Source organism: Streptomyces sp. NPDC000345 (assembly GCF_042898825.1).
GTDB lineage: Bacteria > Actinomycetota > Actinomycetes > Streptomycetales > Streptomycetaceae > Streptomyces.
In genome coordinates, this window is sequence record NZ_JBIAZE010000001.1 from 415,909 (window position 1) to 436,825 (window position 20,917).

The 20,917-nt window shown below is 73.2% G+C and carries 19 protein-coding genes and 1 pseudogene; 8 read left to right on the forward strand and 12 right to left on the reverse strand.

All coding sequences use genetic code 11. From position 1 onward, the window contains the following. Positions 1 to 11 precede the first annotated feature (11 nt). Both ACFY30_RS01930 and ACFY30_RS01935 read right to left on the reverse strand, forming a co-directional pair. Entirely contained in the window at positions 12 to 695 is a 684-nt protein-coding gene (locus tag ACFY30_RS01930) for a response regulator (protein ID WP_390843234.1), read from the reverse strand. Continuing rightward, positions 692 to 3,061: a histidine kinase gene (locus tag ACFY30_RS01935; RefSeq protein WP_390843235.1), complete on the reverse strand. Its 2,370-nt coding sequence runs from the start codon at positions 3,059 to 3,061 to the stop codon at positions 692 to 694. Before ACFY30_RS01935 ends, ACFY30_RS01930 begins: the two co-directional genes overlap by 4 nt. A gap of 216 nt (positions 3,062 to 3,277) precedes the next feature. Between ACFY30_RS01935 and ACFY30_RS01940 the strand changes: the two genes are divergently transcribed. Next, positions 3,278 to 3,730, forward strand: a complete 453-nt coding sequence (locus ACFY30_RS01940; protein WP_390843236.1) for a DUF5707 domain-containing protein — start codon at positions 3,278 to 3,280, stop codon at positions 3,728 to 3,730. A 57-nt stretch (positions 3,731 to 3,787) separates the two neighbouring features. Here ACFY30_RS01940 and ACFY30_RS01945 read toward each other — a convergent pair whose 3' ends face one another. Then, entirely contained in the window at positions 3,788 to 4,288 is a 501-nt protein-coding gene (locus ACFY30_RS01945) for a hypothetical protein (protein ID WP_390843237.1), read from the reverse strand. 127 nt (positions 4,289 to 4,415) lie between these two features. On the opposite strand from ACFY30_RS01945, the gene ACFY30_RS01950 reads away from it, so the two are divergent. Together ACFY30_RS01950 and ACFY30_RS01955 are read left to right on the forward strand one after the other, a co-directional pair. Further along, positions 4,416 to 4,925 carry a SigE family RNA polymerase sigma factor gene (locus ACFY30_RS01950; protein ID WP_390843238.1) on the forward strand — a complete coding sequence of 170 codons (510 nt, stop codon included), beginning with the start codon at positions 4,416 to 4,418 and terminating at the stop codon, positions 4,923 to 4,925. A gap of 82 nt (positions 4,926 to 5,007) precedes the next feature. Beyond that, positions 5,008 to 6,276 carry a hypothetical protein gene (locus ACFY30_RS01955; RefSeq protein WP_390843239.1) on the forward strand — a complete coding sequence of 423 codons (1,269 nt, stop codon included), beginning with the start codon at positions 5,008 to 5,010 and terminating at the stop codon, positions 6,274 to 6,276. 6 nt (positions 6,277 to 6,282) lie between these two features. On the opposite strand, the gene ACFY30_RS01960 is transcribed toward ACFY30_RS01955, so the two are convergent. The 3 genes from ACFY30_RS01960 to ACFY30_RS01970 form a co-directional block, all read right to left on the reverse strand. Continuing rightward, positions 6,283 to 6,864 carry an isochorismatase family protein gene (locus tag ACFY30_RS01960; protein WP_390843240.1) on the reverse strand — a complete coding sequence of 194 codons (582 nt, stop codon included), beginning with the start codon at positions 6,862 to 6,864 and terminating at the stop codon, positions 6,283 to 6,285. A gap of 82 nt (positions 6,865 to 6,946) precedes the next feature. Further along, positions 6,947 to 8,272: an Nramp family divalent metal transporter gene (locus ACFY30_RS01965; RefSeq protein ID WP_390843241.1), complete on the reverse strand. Its 1,326-nt coding sequence runs from the start codon at positions 8,270 to 8,272 to the stop codon at positions 6,947 to 6,949. A 136-nt stretch (positions 8,273 to 8,408) separates the two neighbouring features. Further along, positions 8,409 to 9,353, reverse strand: a complete 945-nt coding sequence (locus ACFY30_RS01970) for an MEDS domain-containing protein (protein ID WP_390843242.1) — start codon at positions 9,351 to 9,353, stop codon at positions 8,409 to 8,411. A gap of 589 nt (positions 9,354 to 9,942) precedes the next feature. On the opposite strand from ACFY30_RS01970, the pseudogene ACFY30_RS01975 reads away from it, so the two are divergent. Continuing rightward, a pseudogene (locus ACFY30_RS01975) lies at positions 9,943 to 11,311 on the forward strand (M14 family metallopeptidase). 28 nt (positions 11,312 to 11,339) lie between these two features. Here the strand turns inward: ACFY30_RS01975 and ACFY30_RS01980 are convergent. The 4 genes from ACFY30_RS01980 to ACFY30_RS01995 all read right to left on the reverse strand — a co-directional run bounded on the left by ACFY30_RS01980 (position 11,340) and on the right by ACFY30_RS01995 (position 14,206). Continuing rightward, positions 11,340 to 11,885 carry a hypothetical protein gene (locus ACFY30_RS01980; RefSeq protein ID WP_390843243.1) on the reverse strand — a complete coding sequence of 182 codons (546 nt, stop codon included), beginning with the start codon at positions 11,883 to 11,885 and terminating at the stop codon, positions 11,340 to 11,342. A gap of 109 nt (positions 11,886 to 11,994) precedes the next feature. Next, on the reverse strand, positions 11,995 to 12,405 hold the full coding sequence (locus tag ACFY30_RS01985) for a RidA family protein (RefSeq protein WP_390843244.1): 411 nt from the start codon (positions 12,403 to 12,405) through the stop codon (positions 11,995 to 11,997). After that, complete coding sequence (locus ACFY30_RS01990; protein ID WP_390843245.1) at positions 12,405 to 13,166, reverse strand: IclR family transcriptional regulator; 762 nt, start codon at positions 13,164 to 13,166, stop codon at positions 12,405 to 12,407. Before ACFY30_RS01990 ends, ACFY30_RS01985 begins: the two co-directional genes overlap by 1 nt. Then, positions 13,163 to 14,206: a sugar kinase gene (locus tag ACFY30_RS01995; RefSeq protein ID WP_390843674.1), complete on the reverse strand. Its 1,044-nt coding sequence runs from the start codon at positions 14,204 to 14,206 to the stop codon at positions 13,163 to 13,165. Before ACFY30_RS01995 ends, ACFY30_RS01990 begins: the two co-directional genes overlap by 4 nt. 134 nt (positions 14,207 to 14,340) lie before the next feature. Between ACFY30_RS01995 and ACFY30_RS02000 the strand changes: the two genes are divergently transcribed. Both ACFY30_RS02000 and ACFY30_RS02005 read left to right on the forward strand, forming a co-directional pair. Further along, positions 14,341 to 15,606: an amino acid deaminase gene (locus tag ACFY30_RS02000; RefSeq protein ID WP_390843246.1), complete on the forward strand. Its 1,266-nt coding sequence runs from the start codon at positions 14,341 to 14,343 to the stop codon at positions 15,604 to 15,606. A gap of 13 nt (positions 15,607 to 15,619) precedes the next feature. Beyond that, positions 15,620 to 17,230: an amidohydrolase family protein gene (locus tag ACFY30_RS02005; RefSeq protein WP_390843247.1), complete on the forward strand. Its 1,611-nt coding sequence runs from the start codon at positions 15,620 to 15,622 to the stop codon at positions 17,228 to 17,230. Positions 17,231 to 17,261: 31 nt separating this feature from the next. On the opposite strand, the gene ACFY30_RS02010 is transcribed toward ACFY30_RS02005, so the two are convergent. Continuing rightward, positions 17,262 to 18,104: a serine protease gene (locus ACFY30_RS02010; protein ID WP_390843248.1), complete on the reverse strand. Its 843-nt coding sequence runs from the start codon at positions 18,102 to 18,104 to the stop codon at positions 17,262 to 17,264. Positions 18,105 to 18,316: 212 nt separating this feature from the next. Continuing rightward, entirely contained in the window at positions 18,317 to 18,940 is a 624-nt protein-coding gene (locus tag ACFY30_RS02015) for a hypothetical protein (protein ID WP_390843249.1), read from the reverse strand. A 173-nt stretch (positions 18,941 to 19,113) separates the two neighbouring features. On the opposite strand from ACFY30_RS02015, the gene ACFY30_RS02020 reads away from it, so the two are divergent. Further along, positions 19,114 to 20,325, forward strand: a complete 1,212-nt coding sequence (locus ACFY30_RS02020; protein WP_390843250.1) for a pyridoxal phosphate-dependent aminotransferase — start codon at positions 19,114 to 19,116, stop codon at positions 20,323 to 20,325. Between the two features lie 109 nt (positions 20,326 to 20,434). Next, positions 20,435 to 20,872, forward strand: coding sequence for a hypothetical protein (locus ACFY30_RS02025; RefSeq protein ID WP_390843251.1), 438 nt, complete (start codon positions 20,435 to 20,437; stop codon positions 20,870 to 20,872). Positions 20,873 to 20,917: the final 45 nt, after the last annotated feature.

The following is a 20,917-nucleotide window of genomic DNA, read 5'->3' on the forward strand; positions in this document are numbered from 1 at the left end:
GGGTCGGGGGGTCAGAGGGGGGTGCCGGGCCGGTTCGGGCGGGCGAGGCCCAGGTCGTACGCGAGGATCGTGGCCTGGACGCGGTCGCGCAGACCCAGTTTGCGCAGCAGGGCGTTCACATGGGACTTGACGGTGCCGACCGTGATGCCCAACCGCTCGGCGATCTCGGCGTTGTTGAGACCGGACGCCACCAGGACGAGGACGTTGCGCTGGCTGCCGGTCAGGCTGTCCAGTGCGCGGGAGGCGTTCCCGGCCGGCGTACCGCCGTGCGTCCCGGCCGCGTAGTGGCCGATGAGACGGCGCGTCGCCGACGGGGCCAGCACGCTCTCGCCCGCCGCCACCACCCGGATGCCCTGGAGGAGTTCGGCCGGACGGACGTCCTTGAGGAGGAAGCCGGAGGCACCGGCACGCAGGGCGTCGAACACGTACGCGTCGAGGTCGAAGGTGGTCAGGACGAGCACCCGGGGCGCGTTCTCCCGTCCCGTGATGATGCGGGTGGCGGCGATGCCGTCCAGCACGGGCATCCGTACGTCCATGACGACCACGTCGGGGGACAGTTCCTCGGCCAGCCGCACCGCCGCCGCGCCGTCGCCGGCCTCGCCGACGACCGTCAGGTCCTCCTCGGCGTCGATCACGGCGGCGAATCCCGCCCGTACGATGCCCTGGTCGTCGACGACCAGCACCTTGAGACTCATCGTTCCCTCTCCTCGTCACCCTGCTCCGGACCCGGTGCGAGTGGCAGCCGGAGACCGACCGGGCCCGGTGCACCGGTGGTCAGGGTGCCGCCGAGCGCCGCGACCCGCGCCGCCAGCCGTTCCCGTACGGCGCAACGGGCGCCGGGCGGCACCCCGGTGGCGGTCAGCGTCAACGTATCGCCGTCGGCGTCGAGTTCGAGCACCGCGGGCTCCTCGCCGCCGGCCGCGAGCACGGTCTCGGCGGCATGGTAGGCGGCCAGGTCCACCGCCGTGGGCAGCCGCTCGGGCACCCGCTCGGTCAGCCGTATCGCCACCTCGCGGCCGGTGGCCCGGCACTGCGCGGCGAGCAGGTCGAGGGCCTGGAGGGTGGGCTGCGGGCGCAAGGCGGGTCCCGTCTCGTTCTCCCGGACCGCGTCGAGCAGGGCCCGCATGGCGGCCAGCGCCTCGCGGGCGCGTTCGGCGGTCCCGTCGAGCCGGCCCGCCTCCGCCTCAGCGACCATGCCGGCGGTCCGCGCCAGGACGGTGGTCTCCAGTCCGGCGGCGATCCGGCGGCGCTCGGCCCACGCGTCCCGGACGGCCTCCTCGGTCCAGGCGGCGAGCCGTTCGTCCCGTGAGCCCCGGGCGGCCCCCTCGCGCCGCCCGCGCAGGACCCCGCCCCACCAGGCCGCGCCGGCCGCCAGGGCCGCCCCGGCCGTGGCGCACCCGGCGACCGCCCAGCCGGGGACCGCGGTGCCCCGGTCCAGGACGGCGGCCGTCGCCGCTCCCGCGTGCACCGCCACCGCCACCGCGCCGACGGCCACCGTCCCGGCGTGCCCCGCCATCGCGCCGGCGGCCATCGCCCGCGCCCCCGCCGGTGCCTCCCCGGCCGGGGAGGCACCGGCGGCCGTACGCCGGGACGTGTGCGCGGCGAGCGCCGCGCAGGTGGCGAGCATGCTCAGCGCGGGCGGCAGGACGACCGGACCGGCGTACTCGCCCGCGGCCATCGCCACCGGCCAGAGCGCGGCCGGCGCGAACAGCGCGCCGAGGGCGGCGCGGGGTGCCCGGCGCAGCCACAGCAGCGCGACCGCCTGGGCCGCCGCCAGCAGTGCGAAGAGCACGCCCGCGGACACCTGCGACCCGGCCGGCGTGCTCTGCGACCGGATGACCAGCGCCGGGAGCAGCGGCTGCAGGACCAGGCCGACGGCGGCGACCACCTGCGCCGGGCGGTAGCCCCGGGGCACGGTGCGCTCCACCGGGGCGGCGGTCCTGCCCGGCAGGGTCGCGCGCACCTCCCAGCCGCCGTCGGCCGTGGGGCCGCTGGTCAGGGTGCCGCCCGCCTCCCGTGCCCGGGACCGCAGGAAACCCTGGCCGCGGCCACCGCCGAGGCCCGCGCCGTGCGCCGGCGCCCCGGCCGGCGGTGCCGCGCTGGTGACCACCACGTCCGTGCGGGTGTCCGCGTACCGCAGCCGCACCGTGGTGTCCGCGCCGGGGGCGTGCCGTGCCACGTTGGTCAGCGCCTCGCGCACGATGCCGTACGCCGCGTCCGCGACCACGCCGTCGGGCAGGGGGTCGATCTCGCACTCCACGCGCGGGCCGAGGCGGCGGAATCCGGCGACCAGGTCGAGCAGCCGCTCCCGCGGCGAGGGCAGGTCCTCCCGCGAGGGGGCAGGCGCCCGCACCGAGCCGAGCGCACGGGTGACCTCGCGACCGGTCTCGGCCGCGAACTCCAGTGCTTCGGCGGCCAGTTCGGGGCGCCGCTCGCGCAGCCCGAGCGCCGCGCCCACGGTGACCACCACAGCCGTCAGGTGGTGGGCGCTGACGTCGTGCAACTCCCTTTCCATACGCCGTCGTTCGACGGCCGGGAGGCGGTGGCGCTCGGCCTCGGCCCGGCGCAAGCGGTGTTCGGCCGCCCGGCGGGCGTGCCGGCTCCGCCGTACCAGGAGACCGGCACCGCACGCGGCGGCGTACAGCAGGGCGGTGAGGACGAGGTCGAGTCCGTCGCGGTCGCTGAGTCCGTGCAGGCTGAGGCCCTGCAGCGACTGCCAGAGGGCGAGCGCCCCCACGCACAGCAGGGCGGTGAAGGTGTCGCGTTCGGTCGCCACGGTGTACAGCGCCAGGGCGACGCCCGCGGTGCCGAGGACCGCCATCGCCCCGGTGGGCAGCGGTCCGGCCCCGAGCGCGCAGGCCGCGGCGACCAGGACGAGGGTGGTGACCGGACGGGTGCGGCGGAGCGCGAGCGCGGCCGTCACCGGGCCGGCGACCAGAACCGCCACGAGCAGGGCGGTCGCGGGCGGCAGGGACCCCCGCAGCAGCGGGGCCCCGGGCCACACCGCGGCCTGGAAGCAGATCAGCAGGACCGGGAGCAGCCGGTCGTCGGTTCGCCTCATGACCGGCCAAGGCTATGGCCGCGGGTGAGCGGGCCGACTCCCGCTGGAGTCGGATCCCGTTCTCTTACCTGGGGTGCAGATCCTCCACCCGCGGTCAGAGCCGTCGTTCGTCCCGCAGCGCGAGGACTTCGCCGGGGCCCCGGACCTAGGCTCGATCACATCGGGGAAGCGGCCGACCACCGCCTCCGCTCTCACACCGACCCAGGGGGATCTCCCATGTCCAAGCGCGTTCTCCTCTCGTCCCTCGCCGGCGCCCTCGTCCTCGGCGGGGTGGCCGCCGGCGGTCTCGCGATGGCCTCCGACGCCACAGAACCGTCCGTGCGGAACGGCTCGGCGCGCTATGCCGCGCCCTCGGACGCCGGCGCCGGCTCGCTCACCTTCACCGCGGACGTCAGCGACGACTCCGGCGTGAAGAGCCTCAAGGTCGTCGCCTGGCCCGCGAGTTCGGAGCTGGACCCGACCGAGGCGGAGATGCGGCACGTGGACGGCGCCACGTGCGAGAGCACCTCGGGCGGGACGTCCCGCTGCACCTACACCCTGCGGGTCACGCAGTCGGAGGCCGCCGACCTGGCCGAGGGCACCTGGTACGTCTCCGCCCTGGCGACGGCGAAGGACGGCGGCACGACGTTCGTGCCCCGCGCGGCCGCCTTCGAGGTCGCCGCCCGCTGACCCGTCTTTTCGCCCCCCGTCGCAGCCGGCCCCTTCCCCGAGGGCCCGGCCGCGTCGTCATCCCATCGGCCGGTAGTAGCCCAGCACCCAGGCCAGTTGCGCGAACCACCCCTGCAGCACGTCCCGGGGCCTGGCGTTCACGACGCATTCGTAGACCCTGCCGTCGAGATGGACCACGGCGACCATCAGCGCCTTGCCGTTGGGGCTCGCCTTGTAGTGGACGCTGAGGATCTCCGGCCAGGGGAACTCCACCGTGATGTCGTACATCTCGAAGGCGACGCCGGACACGTCGACGACGACCGAGTTGTGTTTGTCGACGGCGAGGAACTCCGGTCCGGACGCGGCGGGTTGGGGCGGGCCGGACGCGTACGGGGGCTGCCCCGGGGAGGGTTGCGGGGGTCCCGGCGCGTACGGGGCCGGACCCGGGGAGGGTTGCGGTGGTCCCGGCGCGTACGGGGCGGGACCCGGCGGAGGTTGGGGCGGTCCCGGCGCGTACGGGGGCGGCGGCGGGCCGAAGCCCGGCGGGACGGCCGGGGGCGGCGGCGGCTGGTCTGTCACCCGGGCAACCTACCCGGCACCCCCTGTGATCCTGCTTTCCGGTCCCCCTGAAACATTTCCCCCACCCCACCGCATCAATGAGGTGAGGACGGCGAGGACGGCACGGCAACCGAACAGGGGGACTCGCATGAGGAAGGTCCGCGCGGACGAGTACGCCGAGTTCGCGGCGGCACGCACCGGGCATCTGTACCGCTCCGCGTGTCTGCTCACCGCGGGGGACACGCACCTCGCCGAGGATCTGGTGCAGGAGACCCTCGGCAGGCTGTACGTCCGCTGGGGCCGGATGTCCCGGGTGGACAACCCGGCGGGGTACGCGCAGACCGTCCTGACCCGCACCTTCCTCGCCCACCAGCGGCGCCGCAGCAGCCGTGAACGGGCCGTGGAGTCGTTCCCCGACGTGCCCGACGGGAGCCGCACCGACACCCCGTTGCGGCTGACCCTGCTCCAGGCCCTCGGTCGGCTGCCCGCCAAGGACCGGGCCGTCGTGGTGCTGCGGTACTGGGAGGACCGGTCCATCGAGGAGACGGCCGGGGCCATGAACGCCAGCCCCGCGGCCGTACGGACCCGGTGCTCGAGAGCGCTGGGGCGGCTGCGGGAGCTGCTCGGCGAGGACATCGGCGAGTACGTCCGTCCCTGAACGGCGTCACCCCGACCCACCCCTTCCTTTTCCCCTCCACTCCCCCGACATCATTCCCAGCCCGTGGAAACGGTGGTTCCCCATGCCCGCAGACCAGCAGACGGATCCCTTCGAGGACCGGCTCTCCGCCGCCCTGCACCAGGTGGGCGGCGCCTTCGACTCCCCCCGCACCGAGCTCGCCGCCGCCGGTGCGCGGCGCGGCCGGCGGCTGCAGTTGCAGCGCCGGACCGCGATCGTGGGGAGCGCGGCGGGCCTCGCCCTCGTGGGCGTGGGCGGGGCCCTGCTCGTGCCGCGGGACGGCGCGCCCGCCCCGCAGCCGACCTCCGTGGCCGCGAGCCGCACCGCCAGCCCCGAGCCGGCGAAGACCTACTCCGGCGACGACGTCGTCCGCACGCTCCAGAAGCTCCTCCCCCAGGGGAAGTTCACGAAGACGCAGGCGCGCGGCACGGACGAGGACCTGCCGCCGCTCGCGGTGGGCGTGTTCGACGACGGCAAGGGCGAGGGGTCCATCTCCCTGGGCCTGGAGCGGGTCGCGTCGAGCGGGACGGACATCGATCCCTCCGCCGAGGTGATGCCCTGCCCGGAGAGCTCGCAGTCGGGCTTCGACAGCTGCACGACCGAGGGTCTGTCCGACGGCTCCGCGATCACGGTCTACCAGGGCTACGAGTATCCCGACCACCGCGTCGAGACCAAGGCGTGGGGCGCCGACCTGGTCACCCCGGACGGACACCACGTCAGCGTCATCGAGTGGAACTCCCCGGCGGAGAAGGGCGAGCCGGTCACCCGGACCGACCCGCCGCTGAGCCCGCGGCAGCTGAAGACGCTGGCCTCGGCCGCGCAGTGGCGGAAGATCATCGACGCCCTGCCCGAGGAGAAGGCGCCCACCCCCGCCACGAGTGCCCCGGCCCGTCCGGGCGAGATGTCCGGCACGGCGATCCTGCGCAAGCTCAAGCTGCTGCTGCCCGAGGGGGTCTCGGTGGTCTCCAGCGGCAGCCAGGAGACCGAGTACGGCTACTTCGTCGTCGACGACGGCAAGGGCCGGAGCCTCGTCCAGATCAATGTGCAGCCCGGCATGTCCGACGTCGCGGGCAGCTACGGCTCCGACGCCGAGACGCTCGCCGACGGCACACGGGTCGCGGTGCGCCAGGAGCCCGGCGAGAAGGGCGGTGCGGGGGTCGTGAGGTGGACCGCCGACACGCTGCGCGAGAACGGTCTGCGGGTCGTCGTCAGCGCCTTCAACACCGGCGACCAGAACAAGGCCGCGACCCGCGAGGCGCCCGCCCTGACCCTCTCGCAGCTGCGGAAGATCGCCCTCAGCCCGGAGTGGCTGAGCGACACGACCACCCCTTGAGCGGGGCTACCCCTTGAGCAGCGCCAGGATCTCCTCCGTGGTGCCCGGCTCGCCGATCAGCGGGAAGAGGTACGACACGCTGTGCCGGTGGGCGTCCTCGTTGATGTCGGTCATCGCGTCGACCGCGAACGTGACGTGGTAGCCGTGCTCGTGGGCGGCGCGGGCGGTCGACTCGACGCCGAGGCCGGTGGCGATCCCGCCGAGGACGATCTGGGTGACGCCCCGCCGGCGCAGCTGGACGTCCAGGTCGGTGCCGAGGAAGGCGCCCCAGTTCCGCTTGGTCACGTGGCTGTCCCCGTCGTGTCCGGTCAGCGGTTCGGCGATCGGGCCCAGGTCGTACGGGCGGGAGCGTCCGCCCGCCGCCCGGGCCGCCTCGCTGCGGCCGGGCACCGCGTCCGCGCCGTCGGGCGAGGTGGCCATGCGGACCAGGACGACGGGGGCGCCGGCGGTGCGGAAGGCCTCGGCGAGCTCGGCGGACCGGGCCACCACGTCGGCGGCCGCGTACGGCTTGGTGGGGGCGGCGAGCGTGCCCGCCTGGAGGTCGATGAGCACGAGCGCGGTCTTGTCGTCCAGCACGGTCACGGCCACGGGACAGCACCTCTCCTCGGGGAGCAGTAGCCCAGGAGAGGTGCTTGCCAAACTCAAGTTTGCGAAAGTCAACTAACTCGGCTCAGAAGAACTCCGACCACGGCTGGTCCCAGATCTGCTTCACGCACAGCACCAGGAACAGCAGCCCGGCCAGCGCCAGCATGCCGTTGCTCAGCAGCCCGTTGCGCCACTGACTCGGCGTGCGGGACGAGTTGAGCAGCCACAGCAGCGTGCCGGCCAGGAACGGCAGGAAGGCCGCGCCCAGAACGCCGTACAGGATGACCAGGCGGAAGGGCTGGCCCTGGAAGAGCAGGACGATCGGCGGGAAGGTCAGCCACAGCAGGTACGCCCGGAACGGCCAGGAGCGCTCGCGCTCGCCGGAGGCGACCTCCGCGCCCCGCGCCTCGGAGCGGGTACGGTAGCGCGCCACGAAGTCGGCGAACATCAGGCTGACGCCGTGCCAGACGCCGATCAGCGACGTGAAGGACGTGGCGAAGAAGCCGATCAGGAAGAACTTGGCCGTCGCCCCGCCGTACTCGGCCGCCAGGATGTCGCTCAGCTGGACGAGCCCCTTGTCGCCGGTCGCGATCGCGACGTTCGCGGAGTGCAGCAGTTCCGCGCCGACGAAGAGCATCGCGACCACGAAGATGCCGGTCGTGGCGTACGCGACGCGGTTGTCGAGCCGCATCACCTTCATCCAGCCCGTGTCGGTCCAGCCCTTGGCGTTGACCCAGTAGCCGTACGCGGCGAGGGTGATGGTGCCGCCGACGCCGCCGATCAGGCCCAGGGTGTTGAGCACGGAGTCCTTCTCGTCGGGCAGGACGGGAAGCAGGCCGGCCAGCGCGTCCGGGAGGTTCGGGGTCACCCGGACCGCCAGGTACACCGTCACCACGAACATGACGCCGACCAGCACCGTCATGACCTTCTCGAAGACCGCGTACTTGTTGAACCAGACGAAGACCAGACCGACGAGCCCGCACGCGATGCCCCACCACTCGAGGTCCATCACGTCCGGGAACAGCGCCTGCAGCGGCAGCGCGCTCGACGACATCGCGGCCGCGCCGTAGACGAAGCCCCAGACAACCGCGTAGACGGCGAAGAAGTACGTCGTCCAGCGGCCGAGGCTCGCCCAGCCGTCGAACAGGGTGCGGCCGGTGGACAGGTGCCAGCGGCCGGCCGCCTCGGCGAGGGAGATCTTGACGAGGCAGCCGACGATCGCCGCCCAGAGGAGGGTGTAGCCGAAGTTGCTGCCGGCGATGAGGGTCGCGACCAGGTCGCCGGCGCCCACCCCGGTCGCGGCCACGACGATGCCGGGGCCGATGTGCTTCCAACTGCTCGTGCGGGGGGAGTTCTTGTCGATGCCGGATGGTGCCTCGGTGTCCGTGGGGTTTCCCGTGGTGTCCGCCATGACGGTCAAGAAAGCCCAAAGGGGCCGGGTGGGCAAGAGGGCGTGCGCGATCTCCACCCGATCCGACGGCGCGGGGTCCGCCGGGAAGGTCCGGGTCCGGAGTGCCGCCGTGCCCGCGCCGGCCGCCCGGACGGGCTCACGCGTACTGCAGACGTAAGGCCGTGCCCCCGCCGGACGCGTCCCGCACGTCGACGTACGCGCACACCTGGCGGGCGTACCAGAGCCCCTGCCCGGGTGCCGGTTCGGCGGCCGCGGGCGGGACGAAGCCGACGAGGGGGTCGTCGACGCGCTCCGCCAGGGAGAGTTCGCAGACGCACCCGGGCGCCTCGCCCCACAGCAGGACGCCGGTGACCCGGCCGAGCGTGGCCGCCTCCGTGACGGCCGTGGCGAACACCTCCGCGTCGGCGGCGCCCAGCCCGCACCCGGCCGCCCAGGCGCGGACGGCCTCCGGCGCGGGTTCGGCCAGCCACTGCGCGCCGGACGGGACCGGCGGCAGCGGTACGGCGTCCAGCTCGGCGGCGATCCGCAGCGGGTCCTCGTACACACCCGTGCCGGGGTGGGCGCGGCGGGCCGCCTCGACGAGGACGGAGCCCGCGGTCCGGGTGTCGTAGACGCACATCGCGGTGGTGGCCGCGGAGGCGAAGAGGAGGTTGGCGAGGGCCTCGTAGCGGATCCACTCGGCGCTCTCGCGCGGGGAGCGGCCGGCCCGGCCGTTCCACACCGGTTCCATGAGGAGGTGCGCACGGCCTCCCGGCCCGGCGTGTCCGGCGAGGTGACCGGCGGCCCGGGCCACGGCGTTGGCGGCGGAGCCCGTGTACCAGTCGGTGTGCGGGACGAGAGCGACGTGCCTGGCCTGCGCTCCGAGGGCGTCACGCAGCAGGTCCAGCCTGTCGGGCGCGAGGATCGCCGTGGGCGGGGGCTCGTCGGGGGCGGCGAGGCCCTCGGCGAGGAAGGCGAGGGCGTCGGCGACGAAGGCCTCGTCGGTGCTGAAGACGGTCATGCGGTGGTCGAACGTTCCCGGGGAGCGGGAGGGGGAGCGGGAGCCGGCGTGCGGGTGGGAGGGCGAGGGCTGAGCGGTCATGGGTCCCCCATGGGTCGGTCGGACGCAACGAGAGGGTGCGGGCGTTCGGATGCCGGGTCGCGCGGACCGGAGAGGCGGACGGAGCGGACGCCGCCGGGGAGGGCGTGTTCGGCCCGGGCCGTGATCCGGGCGGCCGGGCGGGTCCTGCCCCCACTGCCGGGGCCCGTCGGGGTGACCGGCCTCCTCCTGGCCGAGAGCTCGCGGAGTCCGGCCGGTTCGCCCAGCCGGGCGGCGAGGCCGGTCGTCCCCAGGGGCGGGTGACCGTCCCGGCGCGGCGCTGGTCCACCCGTCATCGGCCAGTCCTCCGGGGGAGCGTGCGTGCGGACCCCCAGGCTTCCCCCGGACACGCGTGTCCGCACGTCACCCTCACTCCCGCGGGTGCACTTCACCGGGGATCGCGTGCCGCGACACGCCCGTCCGTACACTGCGCCGCCGATCGGACGCCGCTTTCCGCATGATTCAGGCCAGTGACTCCCAAAAGCTCTCTTGACCTGACCATGCCAACGCCGGACCATGAGCGGCACTCGCACTGCCGCACACAGCAAGCGCACAGCACGACCCCCCACACCACTCCCCACAAAGGAGAGTCATGCGACTTCGCATCCGCGGCTCAGGCACCGGCGACCACCAGCGCCCGCGGCGGCAGACGGACCGCCGCCCTCGCCGCCCTGCTGGCCCTCGCGGCGGCACCCCTCTCGGCGACGGCCACCGACGCCTCGGCCGACAGCGCCCCGAAAGCGGCCCGCTCGTCCGACGACATCCGCCAGTACGAGATCCACGTCGACCACAGCACCCCCCTCACCCGCACCGCGATCGCCCAGGCCGGGGTGAGCGTCGACGAGGCCGACGAGGAGACCGTGGTCGTCTCCGGCCGGGCGGACCAGATCAAGAAGCTGCGCGCCCAGGGCTACGAGGTCACCCTCGTGGGCTCCGCGCCCGATCGCCTCGCCGAGAGCGAGGTGCGGCTCTTCGACTTCCCGTCGGCCGACTCCAGGTACCACAACTACGCCGAGATGACGGCGGAGATCGACCAGCGCATCGCCGCCCACCCGAACATCATGAGCAAGCGGGTCATCGGCAAGTCCTACGGCGGCCGGGACATCGTCGCCGTCAAGATCAGCGACAACGTGGGCACCGACGAGGCCGAGCCGGAGGTGCTGTTCACCCACCACCAGCACGCCCGCGAGCACCTCACCGTCGAGATGGCCCTGTATCTGCTGCGCGAGCTGGGGGCGGGCTACGGCTCCGACCCCCGGGTCACCGGCATGGTCGACGGGCGCGAGATCTGGATCGTCCCCGACCTCAACCCGGACGGCGGCGAGTACGACATCGCCACCGGTTCCTACCGCTCGTGGCGCAAGAACCGGCAGCCCAACTCCGGTTCCTCGTACGTCGGCACGGACCTCAACCGGAACTGGAACTACAAGTGGGGCTGCTGCGGCGGTTCCTCGGGCTCCACGTCCTCCGAGACGTACCGGGGTACGGCGGCCGAGTCGGCGCCCGAGGTGAAGGTGGTCTCCGACTTCGTCCGCAGCCGGGTGGTGGGCGGCAAGCAGCAGATCACCGCCGGGATCGACTTCCACACCTACAGCGAGCTGGTGCTGTGGCCGTTCGGGTACACCTACTCCGACACGGCGACCGGCATGACGGCCGACGACAACGCCGCGTTCAAGGCGGTCGGGCAGAAGATGGCCGCGAGCAACGGCTACACCGCGGAGCAGTCCAGCGACCTGTACATCACGGACGGGTCGATCGACGACTATCTCTGGGGCGTGCACAAGATCTTCTCGTACACCTTCGAGATGTATCCGGCGTCCAGTTCCGGGGGTGGGTTCTACCCGCCCGACGAGGTGATCGAGCGGGAGACCTCCCGGAACCGGGACGCGGTGCTGCAACTGCTGGAGAACGCCGACTGCATGTACCGGTCCATCGGCAAGGCGGCCCAGTACTGCGGTTAGGTGCGCCCCGCGGCGAAGGCGCCGAAGGTCACGCCTCGCGCGCCTGGCCGGCCTCGGCCTCCTCGTCGCCCTCTTCGAAGTAGGCGTCGAGGACCTCGTCCAGCGCCGACTCCCACTCCTTGAAGCGCGCCCTGGCCGTCGCCTCGACCTCTATCGGGTACCAGCGGCGGTCAGGGGTGTGCACCGTGACGGTGAACCGCTTGCCGAAGCGCGGCGCCTCCGTCTCGATCGCGCCGATCTCGTCCCAGCGGAACTCGCACTCCTCCTCGTCGAGGCGGAGCCGGACACCCCTGGCGTCGGCGATGATCCGCGCCCGGCGGTCGGAGGCCTCGAAGACGGGGCCGTCGGAGGGCTCGTCCGGCTCCTCCTCGGCGGGAGTCTCCGCCGCCCCGGCCCCGACGACCGCGTCCTGGACGTCGTCGCTGTCATCGCTGTCGTCGACGCCGTCGGCGTCCGCGGCCGCCTTCGTCTCCTCAGGCTCCGCGGTCACGGGCGACGTGAGCCCGGGGATGAATGCCGGGTCGAATCCGGCGCCCTCCAGGGGCTGGCTGCTCGAACCTATGCGCTGCTCCACAGCGGGCAGTATGGTCGAAGATCCTGTGCCGGACACAGCCAGCCCCTACTTCGTTACCAGAGACCTACACGAACCGGGGTGTCCCGCTCGCCGACGGGGTGCCGGCGCGTCAGCCGAGCACGGCCAGCGCGTCGATCTCGATGAGCAGTCCGGCGGGGAGGCCGACGTAGACCGTCGTACGGGCGGCGGGCGGGGCGGTGAGGGCCTGCTCCTCGAAGTACGCGTCGTAGATCGCGTTCATCTCGGCGAAGTGGTCCACGTCCGTCAGACAGACCCGGATCATCATCACGTCGTCCCAGCTCGCGCCGCCCTCCTTGAGGATCGCCTCGACGTTGGCGAGGGTCTGCAGGGTCTGCTCGCGCAGGGTGGGGCCGGCGAGCGTGGGCGGCCTGCCCTCCTCGGCGGGGAGGAAGCCGACCTGGCCGGCGACCTGGAGGATGTTCCCCTTCTTCACCCCGTGCGAGAACGCCGCGGGCGGGGCGGTGTGGGTCTTCGGGGTGAGCGCGGTCTTCTCGGTCATCAGGTCGCTTCCTTGATCGGTGTCCTGCCGGAGTACTCGCCGCTGATCGCGTCCGCCGTACGGCGCACCAGCGGGCGGAGGGCGAGGAGTTCGTCGGCGGTGACGACGACGTTCGGCGCGGAGACCGACATCGCGGCGACCACCCGGCCGTCGGCACCGCGGATCGGTGCGGCGACGCAGTTGACGGACTCCTCGTGGCCGCCGAGGTCGGTGGCCCAGCCCTGCTCGCGCACCTTCGCCAACTCCCGCAGGAAAGCGGCGGCGTCGGGGGTGGAGCGGGCCGTGTAGGGGGGGTAGTCGAGCTTCTCGGCGACCGCGCGCCGCTCGGCCTCGGGCAGGTCGGCCAGGAGCAGCTTGGCGACGGCGGCGACCGTGATGGCCACCGGCCTGCCGATCCGCGAGTACATCCGCACCGGGTAACGGCTCTCCACCTTGTCGATGTAGAGGACCTCGCCCTCCTCGTACACGGCGAGGTGCACGGTGTGCCCGCACTCTTCGTTCAGCCGTACGAGGTGGGGGTGGGCGATCTCGCGGACGTCGAGGTTCTCCATGGCCTCCTGGGCGAGGGCGAAGAGGCGGGCCCCGAGCCGGTAGCGCTGGTCGGACTGGCGGTAGACGAGGCCGTGTTCGTGGAGGGTGCGCAGCAGCCTGAGGGCCGTCGACTTGTGGACGCCGAGGCGGCCGGCGACCTGTCCGAGGTCGGCGGGGCCCTCGGCGAGCAGCGGCAGGATGCTCAGGGCGCGGTCGACGGTCTGGCTCATGGGGTGCGTACCTCCTCGGGGGCCGCTGCGGCTCGGGTCCAGCCGGGGCCGAGTCGAAGTGTCCCCCACGTCCGGTCGTCGAGCGCGGCCAGACGGTCGGCGTGGTCCCGGGACGGGGGCACGGCGAGGTCTCCGGGGACGGTCAGGGCGGCGGCGGCCATGAGGTGCCCGTGCCGCAGCCGGTCGCGGGCGGGCAGCCCGCGCAGGGTGGCGGAGAGGAACCCGGCGGCGAAGGCGTCGCCCGCGCCGACGGCGGCGACGACGTCGACGTGCGGGGCGGGGACGTGGAGGGCCCTCCCCCTGCCGAAGACGGTCGCCCCGCGCTCCCCCTGTTTGACGACGAGCACCCCGGGGCCGGGGAACGCGGTGCGGACGGCGCCGGCGCCCTTCAGGCCCCACACCTCCTCGGCCTCGTCCGCGCCGACGAAGACGAGGTCGGCGCCGCGCGCGAGGTCCCGCAGGACCCGCGGGCCGTCGCCGTCCGTCCACAGCCCGGGCCGGTGGTTGACGTCGAAGGAGACGAGCGGGCGGCCGGGCCGGGGGGCCGTGAGTGCGCGCAGCAGCCCGAGGCAGTCCCCGGACAGGGCGGCCGTGATGCCCGACAGATGCAGCACCCGCCCCGCCCGCACCGCCGCCAGGTCCACGTTCCCCACGGCCATCGCGGAGGCCGCCGAGCCGGCGCGGTAGTACGCCACCTCGTGGGCGGCGGTGGCCCGGTCGCCGGCGGTGCGGAAGTAGACGCCGGTCGGGCGCTCCGGGTCCCGCCGTACGGACGCCACGTCCACCCCGTAGGAGCCGATGGTCTCGACGAGGTGGTCGCCGAACCCGTCCGCGCCCACCCGGCTGACCCAGCGCACCGTGTGCCCGGCCGCCGCCAGCACGCACGCCACGTTGGACTCCGCCCCGCCGATGGCCCGGTCGAAGGAGGGAACGTCGGCGAGGCGGCCGGGACGGGAGGGAAGGAAGGTGACCATGGACTCGCCGAGCGCGACGACGTCCACGCCGTCGGGGTCGTGACGGGCTCCGGTCTCGGTCACGATCGTCGTGGCTCCCGGTGTCGGGGAAGGGGGAGGCGGGTCCGTTGACCCCGCGTCGGGCGAGATGTTAGACAGCGACAAGCGACATACGCAATGGATGTTGCACATACTGCAACCATCCTGATCAGGGAGGTTCCATGAGCACCGAGGCGCTCGCCCGACTCGCCGAGGAACGCGTCGACCACCGCTTCAAGGGCCTCCCGCCGGACGCCGACGGCCTCACCGTCGCCGAGCTGACCGCCCAGCGCCGCAACCTCTTCGCCGACGGCTTCGCGACCCCGGTCCTGGCCCTCTCCGCCGAGCGCCTGGAGCACAACCTGCGCCTGATGGAGACGTACGCGACCCGCCACGGCCTCGCGTTCGCCCCGCACGGCAAGACGACCATGGCGCCCCAGCTCTTCCAGCGGCAGATCGACTACGGCGCCTGGGGCATCACCCTGGCCGTCCCGCACCAGGTCCGGGTGGCGCGGGCGTACGGCGTCCGGCGGGTGTTCCTCGCGAACGAGGTCGTGGACGCGGCGGCCCTGCGCTGGTTCTCCGGCCAGTTGTCGGCCGATCCGGACTTCCGGCTCGTCTGCTACGTCGACTCCGTGCGCGGGGTCAAGCTGATGGACGCGGCCCTGACCGGGGCGGCCCGCCCGCTGGACGTGGTCGTCGAGCTGGCCGCCGGCGAGGGCGCCCGTACCGGTGTCCGCACGGAGGCGGAGTGCGCGGCCGTCGCGGACGCGGTGGCCGCCACCACGACCCTGCGGCTGGTGGGGGTCGCGGGGTACGAGGGCGAGGTCCCGCGGGCGGACCGGGAGCGGGTGCGGGCCTGGCTGCGCCGGCTGGTGGCGCTCGCCGTCGACTTCGACAAGGCGGGGCGCTTCGTCGGCGTGGAGGAGATCGTCGTCAGCGCGGGCGGCAGCGCCTGGTTCGACGCGGTCGCCGAGGTCTTCGCCGAGATCCCCGGCCTGTCCTCCCCCGTCCTGAAGCTGCTGCGCTCGGGCGCGTACGTCTCGCACGACGACGGCCACTACCGCCGGCTGACCCCGTTCAACCGGGTGCCGGAGGAAGGCGCCCTGGAGCCGGCCTTCCGTCTGTGGACCCAGGTCGTCTCGCGCCCCTCCCCCTCCCAGGCGTTCGTGAACGCCGGCAAGCGGGACGCCGCCCACGACCTGGACCTGCCGTTCGCCCAGGTGGTGCGCCGCGACGGCACGGAGCGCCCGGCCACCGGCGTCTCGGTCACCGCCCTGTCCGACCAGCACGCCTGGCTGCGCACCACCGACGGGGCGGACGTCCGGGTGGGCGACTGGGTCGGCCTGGGTCTGTCCCACCCGTGCACGTCCTTCGACAAGTGGCCGCTGATCCCGGTCGCGGAGGCGGACGGCACGGTCGTCGAGTACATCCGTACGTTCTTCTGAGCGGAGGGCCGGCATGGAAGACCTCGTCATCAGGGACGCGGACGTCGTCGACGGCACCGGCGCGGACTCCTACCGCGCGGACGTGGTGATCGACGGCGGACGGATCGTGTCGATCGTCAAGGAGGCCGCCGCGGCGGGCTGCCAGCGCCCCCGGGCCGTGCGGGAGCTGGACGCGGAGGGGCTGGTCCTCTCCCCCGGCTTCATCGACATGCACGCGCACAGCGACCTCGCCCTGCTGCGCGACCCGGACCACAGCGCGAAGGCCGCGCAGGGAGTGACGCTCGAGGTCCTGGGCCAGGACGGACTGTCGTACGCCCCGGTCGACGACCGCACCCTGGCGGCGGTCCGCCAGGCCGTCGCCGGCTGGAACGGCCCCGGCGACGACATCGACTTCGACTGGCGGTCGGTGGGCGAGTACCTGGACCGCCTGGACCGGGGCATCGCGGTGAACGCCGCCTACCTCGTCCCGCAGGGCACGGTCCGCGCCCTGGCCGTGGGCTGGGAGGACCGCCCGGCCACGCCCCAGGAGACGGCCCGGATGCGGCAGTTGGTGGCGGAGGGCCTGGAACAGGGGGCGGTCGGCCTGTCGTCGGGCCTGACGTACACGCCCGGCATGTACGCCGAGGACGCCGAACTGACCGGGCTGTGCCGGGTGGTGGCCCGCTACGGCGGCTACTACTGCCCGCACCACCGCTCCTACGGGGCGGGCGCGCTGGAGGCGTACGCCGAGATGGTGGAGCTGGCCCGGAAGGCGGACTGCCCCCTCCACCTGGCCCACGCCACGATGAACTTCGGTGTGAACGAGGGCAGGGCGCCCGAACTGCTCGCCCTCCTGGACGAGGCGCTCGACGCGGGCGCCGACATCACGCTCGACACCTACCCCTACACGCCCGGCTGCACCACGCTCGCGGCCCTGCTGCCGAGCTGGGCGGGCGAGGGCGGCCCCCGGGAGGTCCTGCGCCGCCTCGCGCACGACGGGACCGCCGAACGCATCCGCCACGACCTGGAGGTGACCGGCGCGGACGGCTGCCACGGGGTGCCGGTGGACTGGGACACGGTCGAGATCTCGGGCGTGACGAACCCGGCCCTCGGGGACTTCGTCGGCCGTACGGTCCGGCAGTCGGCGTCGCTGCGCGGCGAGGCACCCTGGGCGACGGCCCGCCGGCTGCTGCTCGAGGACGCCCTCGGCCCGACGATCCTGCAGCACGTGGGCCACGAGGAGAACGTGCGGGCCATCATGCGCCACCGCGTCCACACGGGCGGCTCGGACGGCGTCCTGCAGGGCGCCAGGCCGCACCCGCGGGCGTACGGCACGTTCCCGCACTATCTCGGCCGGTACGTGAGGGAGCTGGGGATCCTGTCCCTGGAGGAGTGCGTGGCGCATCTGACCGGCCGTCCGGCGGCCCGGCTGCGCCTGCCCGACCGGGGCCTGGTCCGCGAGGGTCACCGCGCCGACCTGGTCCTGTTCGATCCGCGGACGGTGGCGGCCGGTGCGACGTACGACGCCCCCCGCACGCTTCCCACGGGCATCCCGTACGTCCTCGTCGACGGCCGTTTCGTCATCGAGGACGGCCGGCGGACGGATGTGCTGGCGGGCCGGGCGGTCCGTCGCAGTCCCGTGTGACGGAACGCCCGCGCGCCCTACGGCCTGCGCCCTACGGCTTGGGCAGGGTGCACGCGCTCGCGCTCAGGTTGAGCTGGTTGCCGGTCGTGAAGCAGGCCGGGATCTGGTAGATCTCCTGGGCGTAGTTGATGCCCTGGCGGACGGTGACGTTGCCGCTCGCGTCGACCTCGCAGGGGTTGTTCACCGTGCAGGTTGCGCCGTCCTCGTTGCCGGTGTTGTTGACGGCGACGACCTTGCCGGTGGACTGGTCGATCACCGGCGAGCCGGAGGTGCCGCCGATGGTCTGGCAGGCGGAGGTGTAGCGGACCGAGTCCTTCCAGGTCCAGTCGCCCTCCTTCAGCCGGTACACGAACCCGTCGATGTTGCAGCTGTAGAGCCTCTTCCAGTAGCCGGACGCCACGGTGATGGCGGTACCGGCGGTCGGGTGGGTGTCCTGCACGGTCAGCGCGGAGATCCCGTACGAGTTCTTGATCGTCGCGTACGTGCTGGTGAGCTGGTAGATCGACACGTCCGTGTCGGTCATCGTCGCGTAGGCGAGCTTGCTGGCGCGCAGGGTCGCGACGCGGGTGCCGGAGGAGTTGAGCAGCCCGAAGGACCGGGTGGAGGTCTGGTTGGTGAGGACCTCGCCCGGGTCCAGGAAGCCGGAGGTCAGGCAGTGGCCGTTGCTGAGCACCAGTGCGGGGTCGGTGTCCAGGGAGTTCGGGAAGCGGATGACCGATCCGGAACAGTTGCTGAGCGCCACGGTCCCGGCGAGGTTGACGGCCTGCAGCGTGGGCGCGGCCGCGTCCTTCGTGTCGGGCGCCGCGACCGCGGGTGCCGCACCGGCCCCGACGACGGCCAGGGCGAAGACGGCGGCAACGAGAGGCTTTCTCATGTGGGGGTCCCCTCTGACGACGAGGCGACCGGAGATCTTCCGGCCGCCACTTTTTTGTCATGTGCATTCTTGGTACGGATGCACGGAGGGGCAAGCAGTTGATTCCGGCCGGGAGTTGGCGCGATCCGGTCCGTCTCCAGGTGGGACCCTCCAGCGGCGGCCGTTCACCGGCGGGCCCGGGACCCGTGGCGAGGGTGACGCCTGCCGCGGTGTCAGTGCCCCCGCCCGCGGCCCTTGCCGTTGGAGTTGCCCGGGGCGGTGTCGGCCGGGGCGGAGTCGTCCGAGGTGGAGGACGTGGCGGTGGCCGAGGGGGCGACGGCGGCGGAGGAGGGGGCCGTCGAGGGCTCGCCGCTCACCTCCGGGTCGGCGGAGGCGTCCGCCGAGGCACTCGCGCCGGGCGACGCGGCGCCGGTCGGCGAACCGGAGGAGCCGGCCGTTCCGGGCACGGCCGACCCGCCCGAGGACACCAGGTCCGTGACGCTGGGCAGATCCGACCGGGTGCCGCCCTTCTCGCCGCCCGATCCGCTCGACGCGGACCCGGAGAGCGAGAAGCCGGCGATCACGGCGGCCAGGGAAGCGGCCCCCACCGCACCCGCGGCGATCATCACCCGGCGCCGGCCGTCCCCACGGCGGGCGGCACGACGGCGGTCCGCGCGGCCGCCGGCCAGGCCGACGTCCCCGTCGGGGCCGATCCGGGGCAGCTGCTGCGTCTCGTCGTACGCGTTCTGCCAGCCGTGCGCGGCCGCCGGGTCGGTGTACTGCTCATAGGAGGGCACATCGGTCTCGGCGTACGGCTGGTACACGACCGGCTGAACCTCGGGCGCGTCGCCCTTCATGGAATTCACTCCGTTCGTCCCGTTTTCGTGCTCGCCTGGCCTGGACATGGGCGCGCATTGTAGGGACGGGCGCCCCTCAGGGGACAGCTACCGGCGATAACCGACCAAAACACCCGTCTCGCGTGGTGGAAAACACCCCCCGCGGAGCGTTACCGGGCCGTAAGCTCCCAGACATGCAGGTGATCCAGTCGACCAAGCTCGCCAACGTCTGTTACGAGATCCGGGGCCCGGTTCTCGAGGAGGCGATGCGCCTGGAAGCGGCAGGGCACCGCATCCTCAAGCTGAACACCGGCAACCCGGCCGCCTTCGGCTTCGAGGCCCCGCCGGAGATCCTGGAGGACGTCCTCCGCAACGTCTCCACGGCGCACGGCTACGGCGACGCCAAGGGCCTGCTCGCGGCGCGCCGCGCGGTCGTCATGCACAACCAGACCCTCGGCATCGAGACGGACGTCGAGCACGTCTTCATCGGCAACGGCGTCTCCGAGCTGATCGTGATGGCGATGCAGGGGCTCCTGGACGACGGCGACGAGGTGCTCGTACCGTCGCCCGACTATCCGCTGTGGACGGCCGCCGTGTCCCTGTCCGGCGGCACGGCCGTCCACTACCGCTGCGACGAGCAGTCGGACTGGATGCCCGACCTCGCGGACGTCGAGCGCAAGGTCACCGACCGCACCAAGGCGATCGTCATCATCAACCCCAACAACCCGACGGGGGCGGTGTACGAAGAGGCGATGGTCCGCGGACTGACCGACATCGCGCGGCGGCACAACCTGCTCGTCTGCTCCGACGAGATCTACGACAAGATCCTGTACGACGGTGCCACGCACACCCCCACCGCCGCTGTGGCCCCGGACCTGCTGACGCTCACCTTCAACGGGATGTCGAAGGCCTACCGCGTCGCCGGCTATCGGGTCGGCTGGATGTCGATCTCCGGGCCGCGCGCCCACGCCGACTCCTACATCGAGGGTCTGACGATCCTGGCGAACATGCGGCTGTGCGCGAACATGCCGGGCCAGCACGGAGTGGTGGCCGCGCTCAGCGGGCGGCAGTCCATCGACGACCTGGTGCTGCCGGGCGGACGGCTGAAGGAGCAGATGGACACGGCGTACGAGCTGCTGACGCGGATCCCGGGGGTGACCTGCGTCCGGCCGAAGGGGGCGCTGTATCTCTTCCCGCGCCTCGACCCGACCGTCTTCAAGATCAAGGACGACCGGCAGATGGTCCTGGACCTGCTGCGCCAGGAGAAGATCATGGTCGTCCAGGGCACCGGCTTCAACTGGCCGGAGCCGGACCACTTCCGGGTGGTCACCCTGCCGACGGCGACGGATCTGCGGGACGCCATGGGCCGGATCGCGCGCTTCCTGGACGGCTACGGCCAGCCCTGACCCCGCCCCTCACGGTGCGTGGAGCAGTCGTCCTGTTCTGTGAACGGCTCAACTTTAGACGAAATCCAAGCTAGGATGGCTTCCTGTCAGAGCACAGGAGGCCATCCTCATGTACGAGCCGATCCGCACCCCTTCCGCACGCAAGGGGTCCGTCCACACCACGATGGCCGGCACCTCCGACTTCCCCCACCGCAGCCGCGAGGAGGAGCTGGACATCCAGCTCGCCGGTCACCTCGCCGCCCTGCTCGCCGTCACCGACGAGCTGCGCGGGCCGGCGCCGTCCGACGACCTCGACACCGCGGCCGCACGGCTCGCACAGCAGGTGGCCCGGCTGCGGGAAGGACGGGCACCGGCCCGGGCGGCGGCCTCCGCCGGCCACGAGTCCCGGGTCGCCGCCCTGCACCAGCGGGCGCACTCCCTCGCGGGACGGGCCCTGGTCGTCGCCGCGTCCCGCGCGGACACGGCGGCGGCGATCCTGGCGGCGCAGCGCATGGACGCGCACGCCGCCGCGCTGGCGGAGCAGCAGGAGCTGAGCACCGCCGGCTGACCCCCTTCGGGGTCCCTCTACGGCCCCGGTCCGCGTGCACCCGCA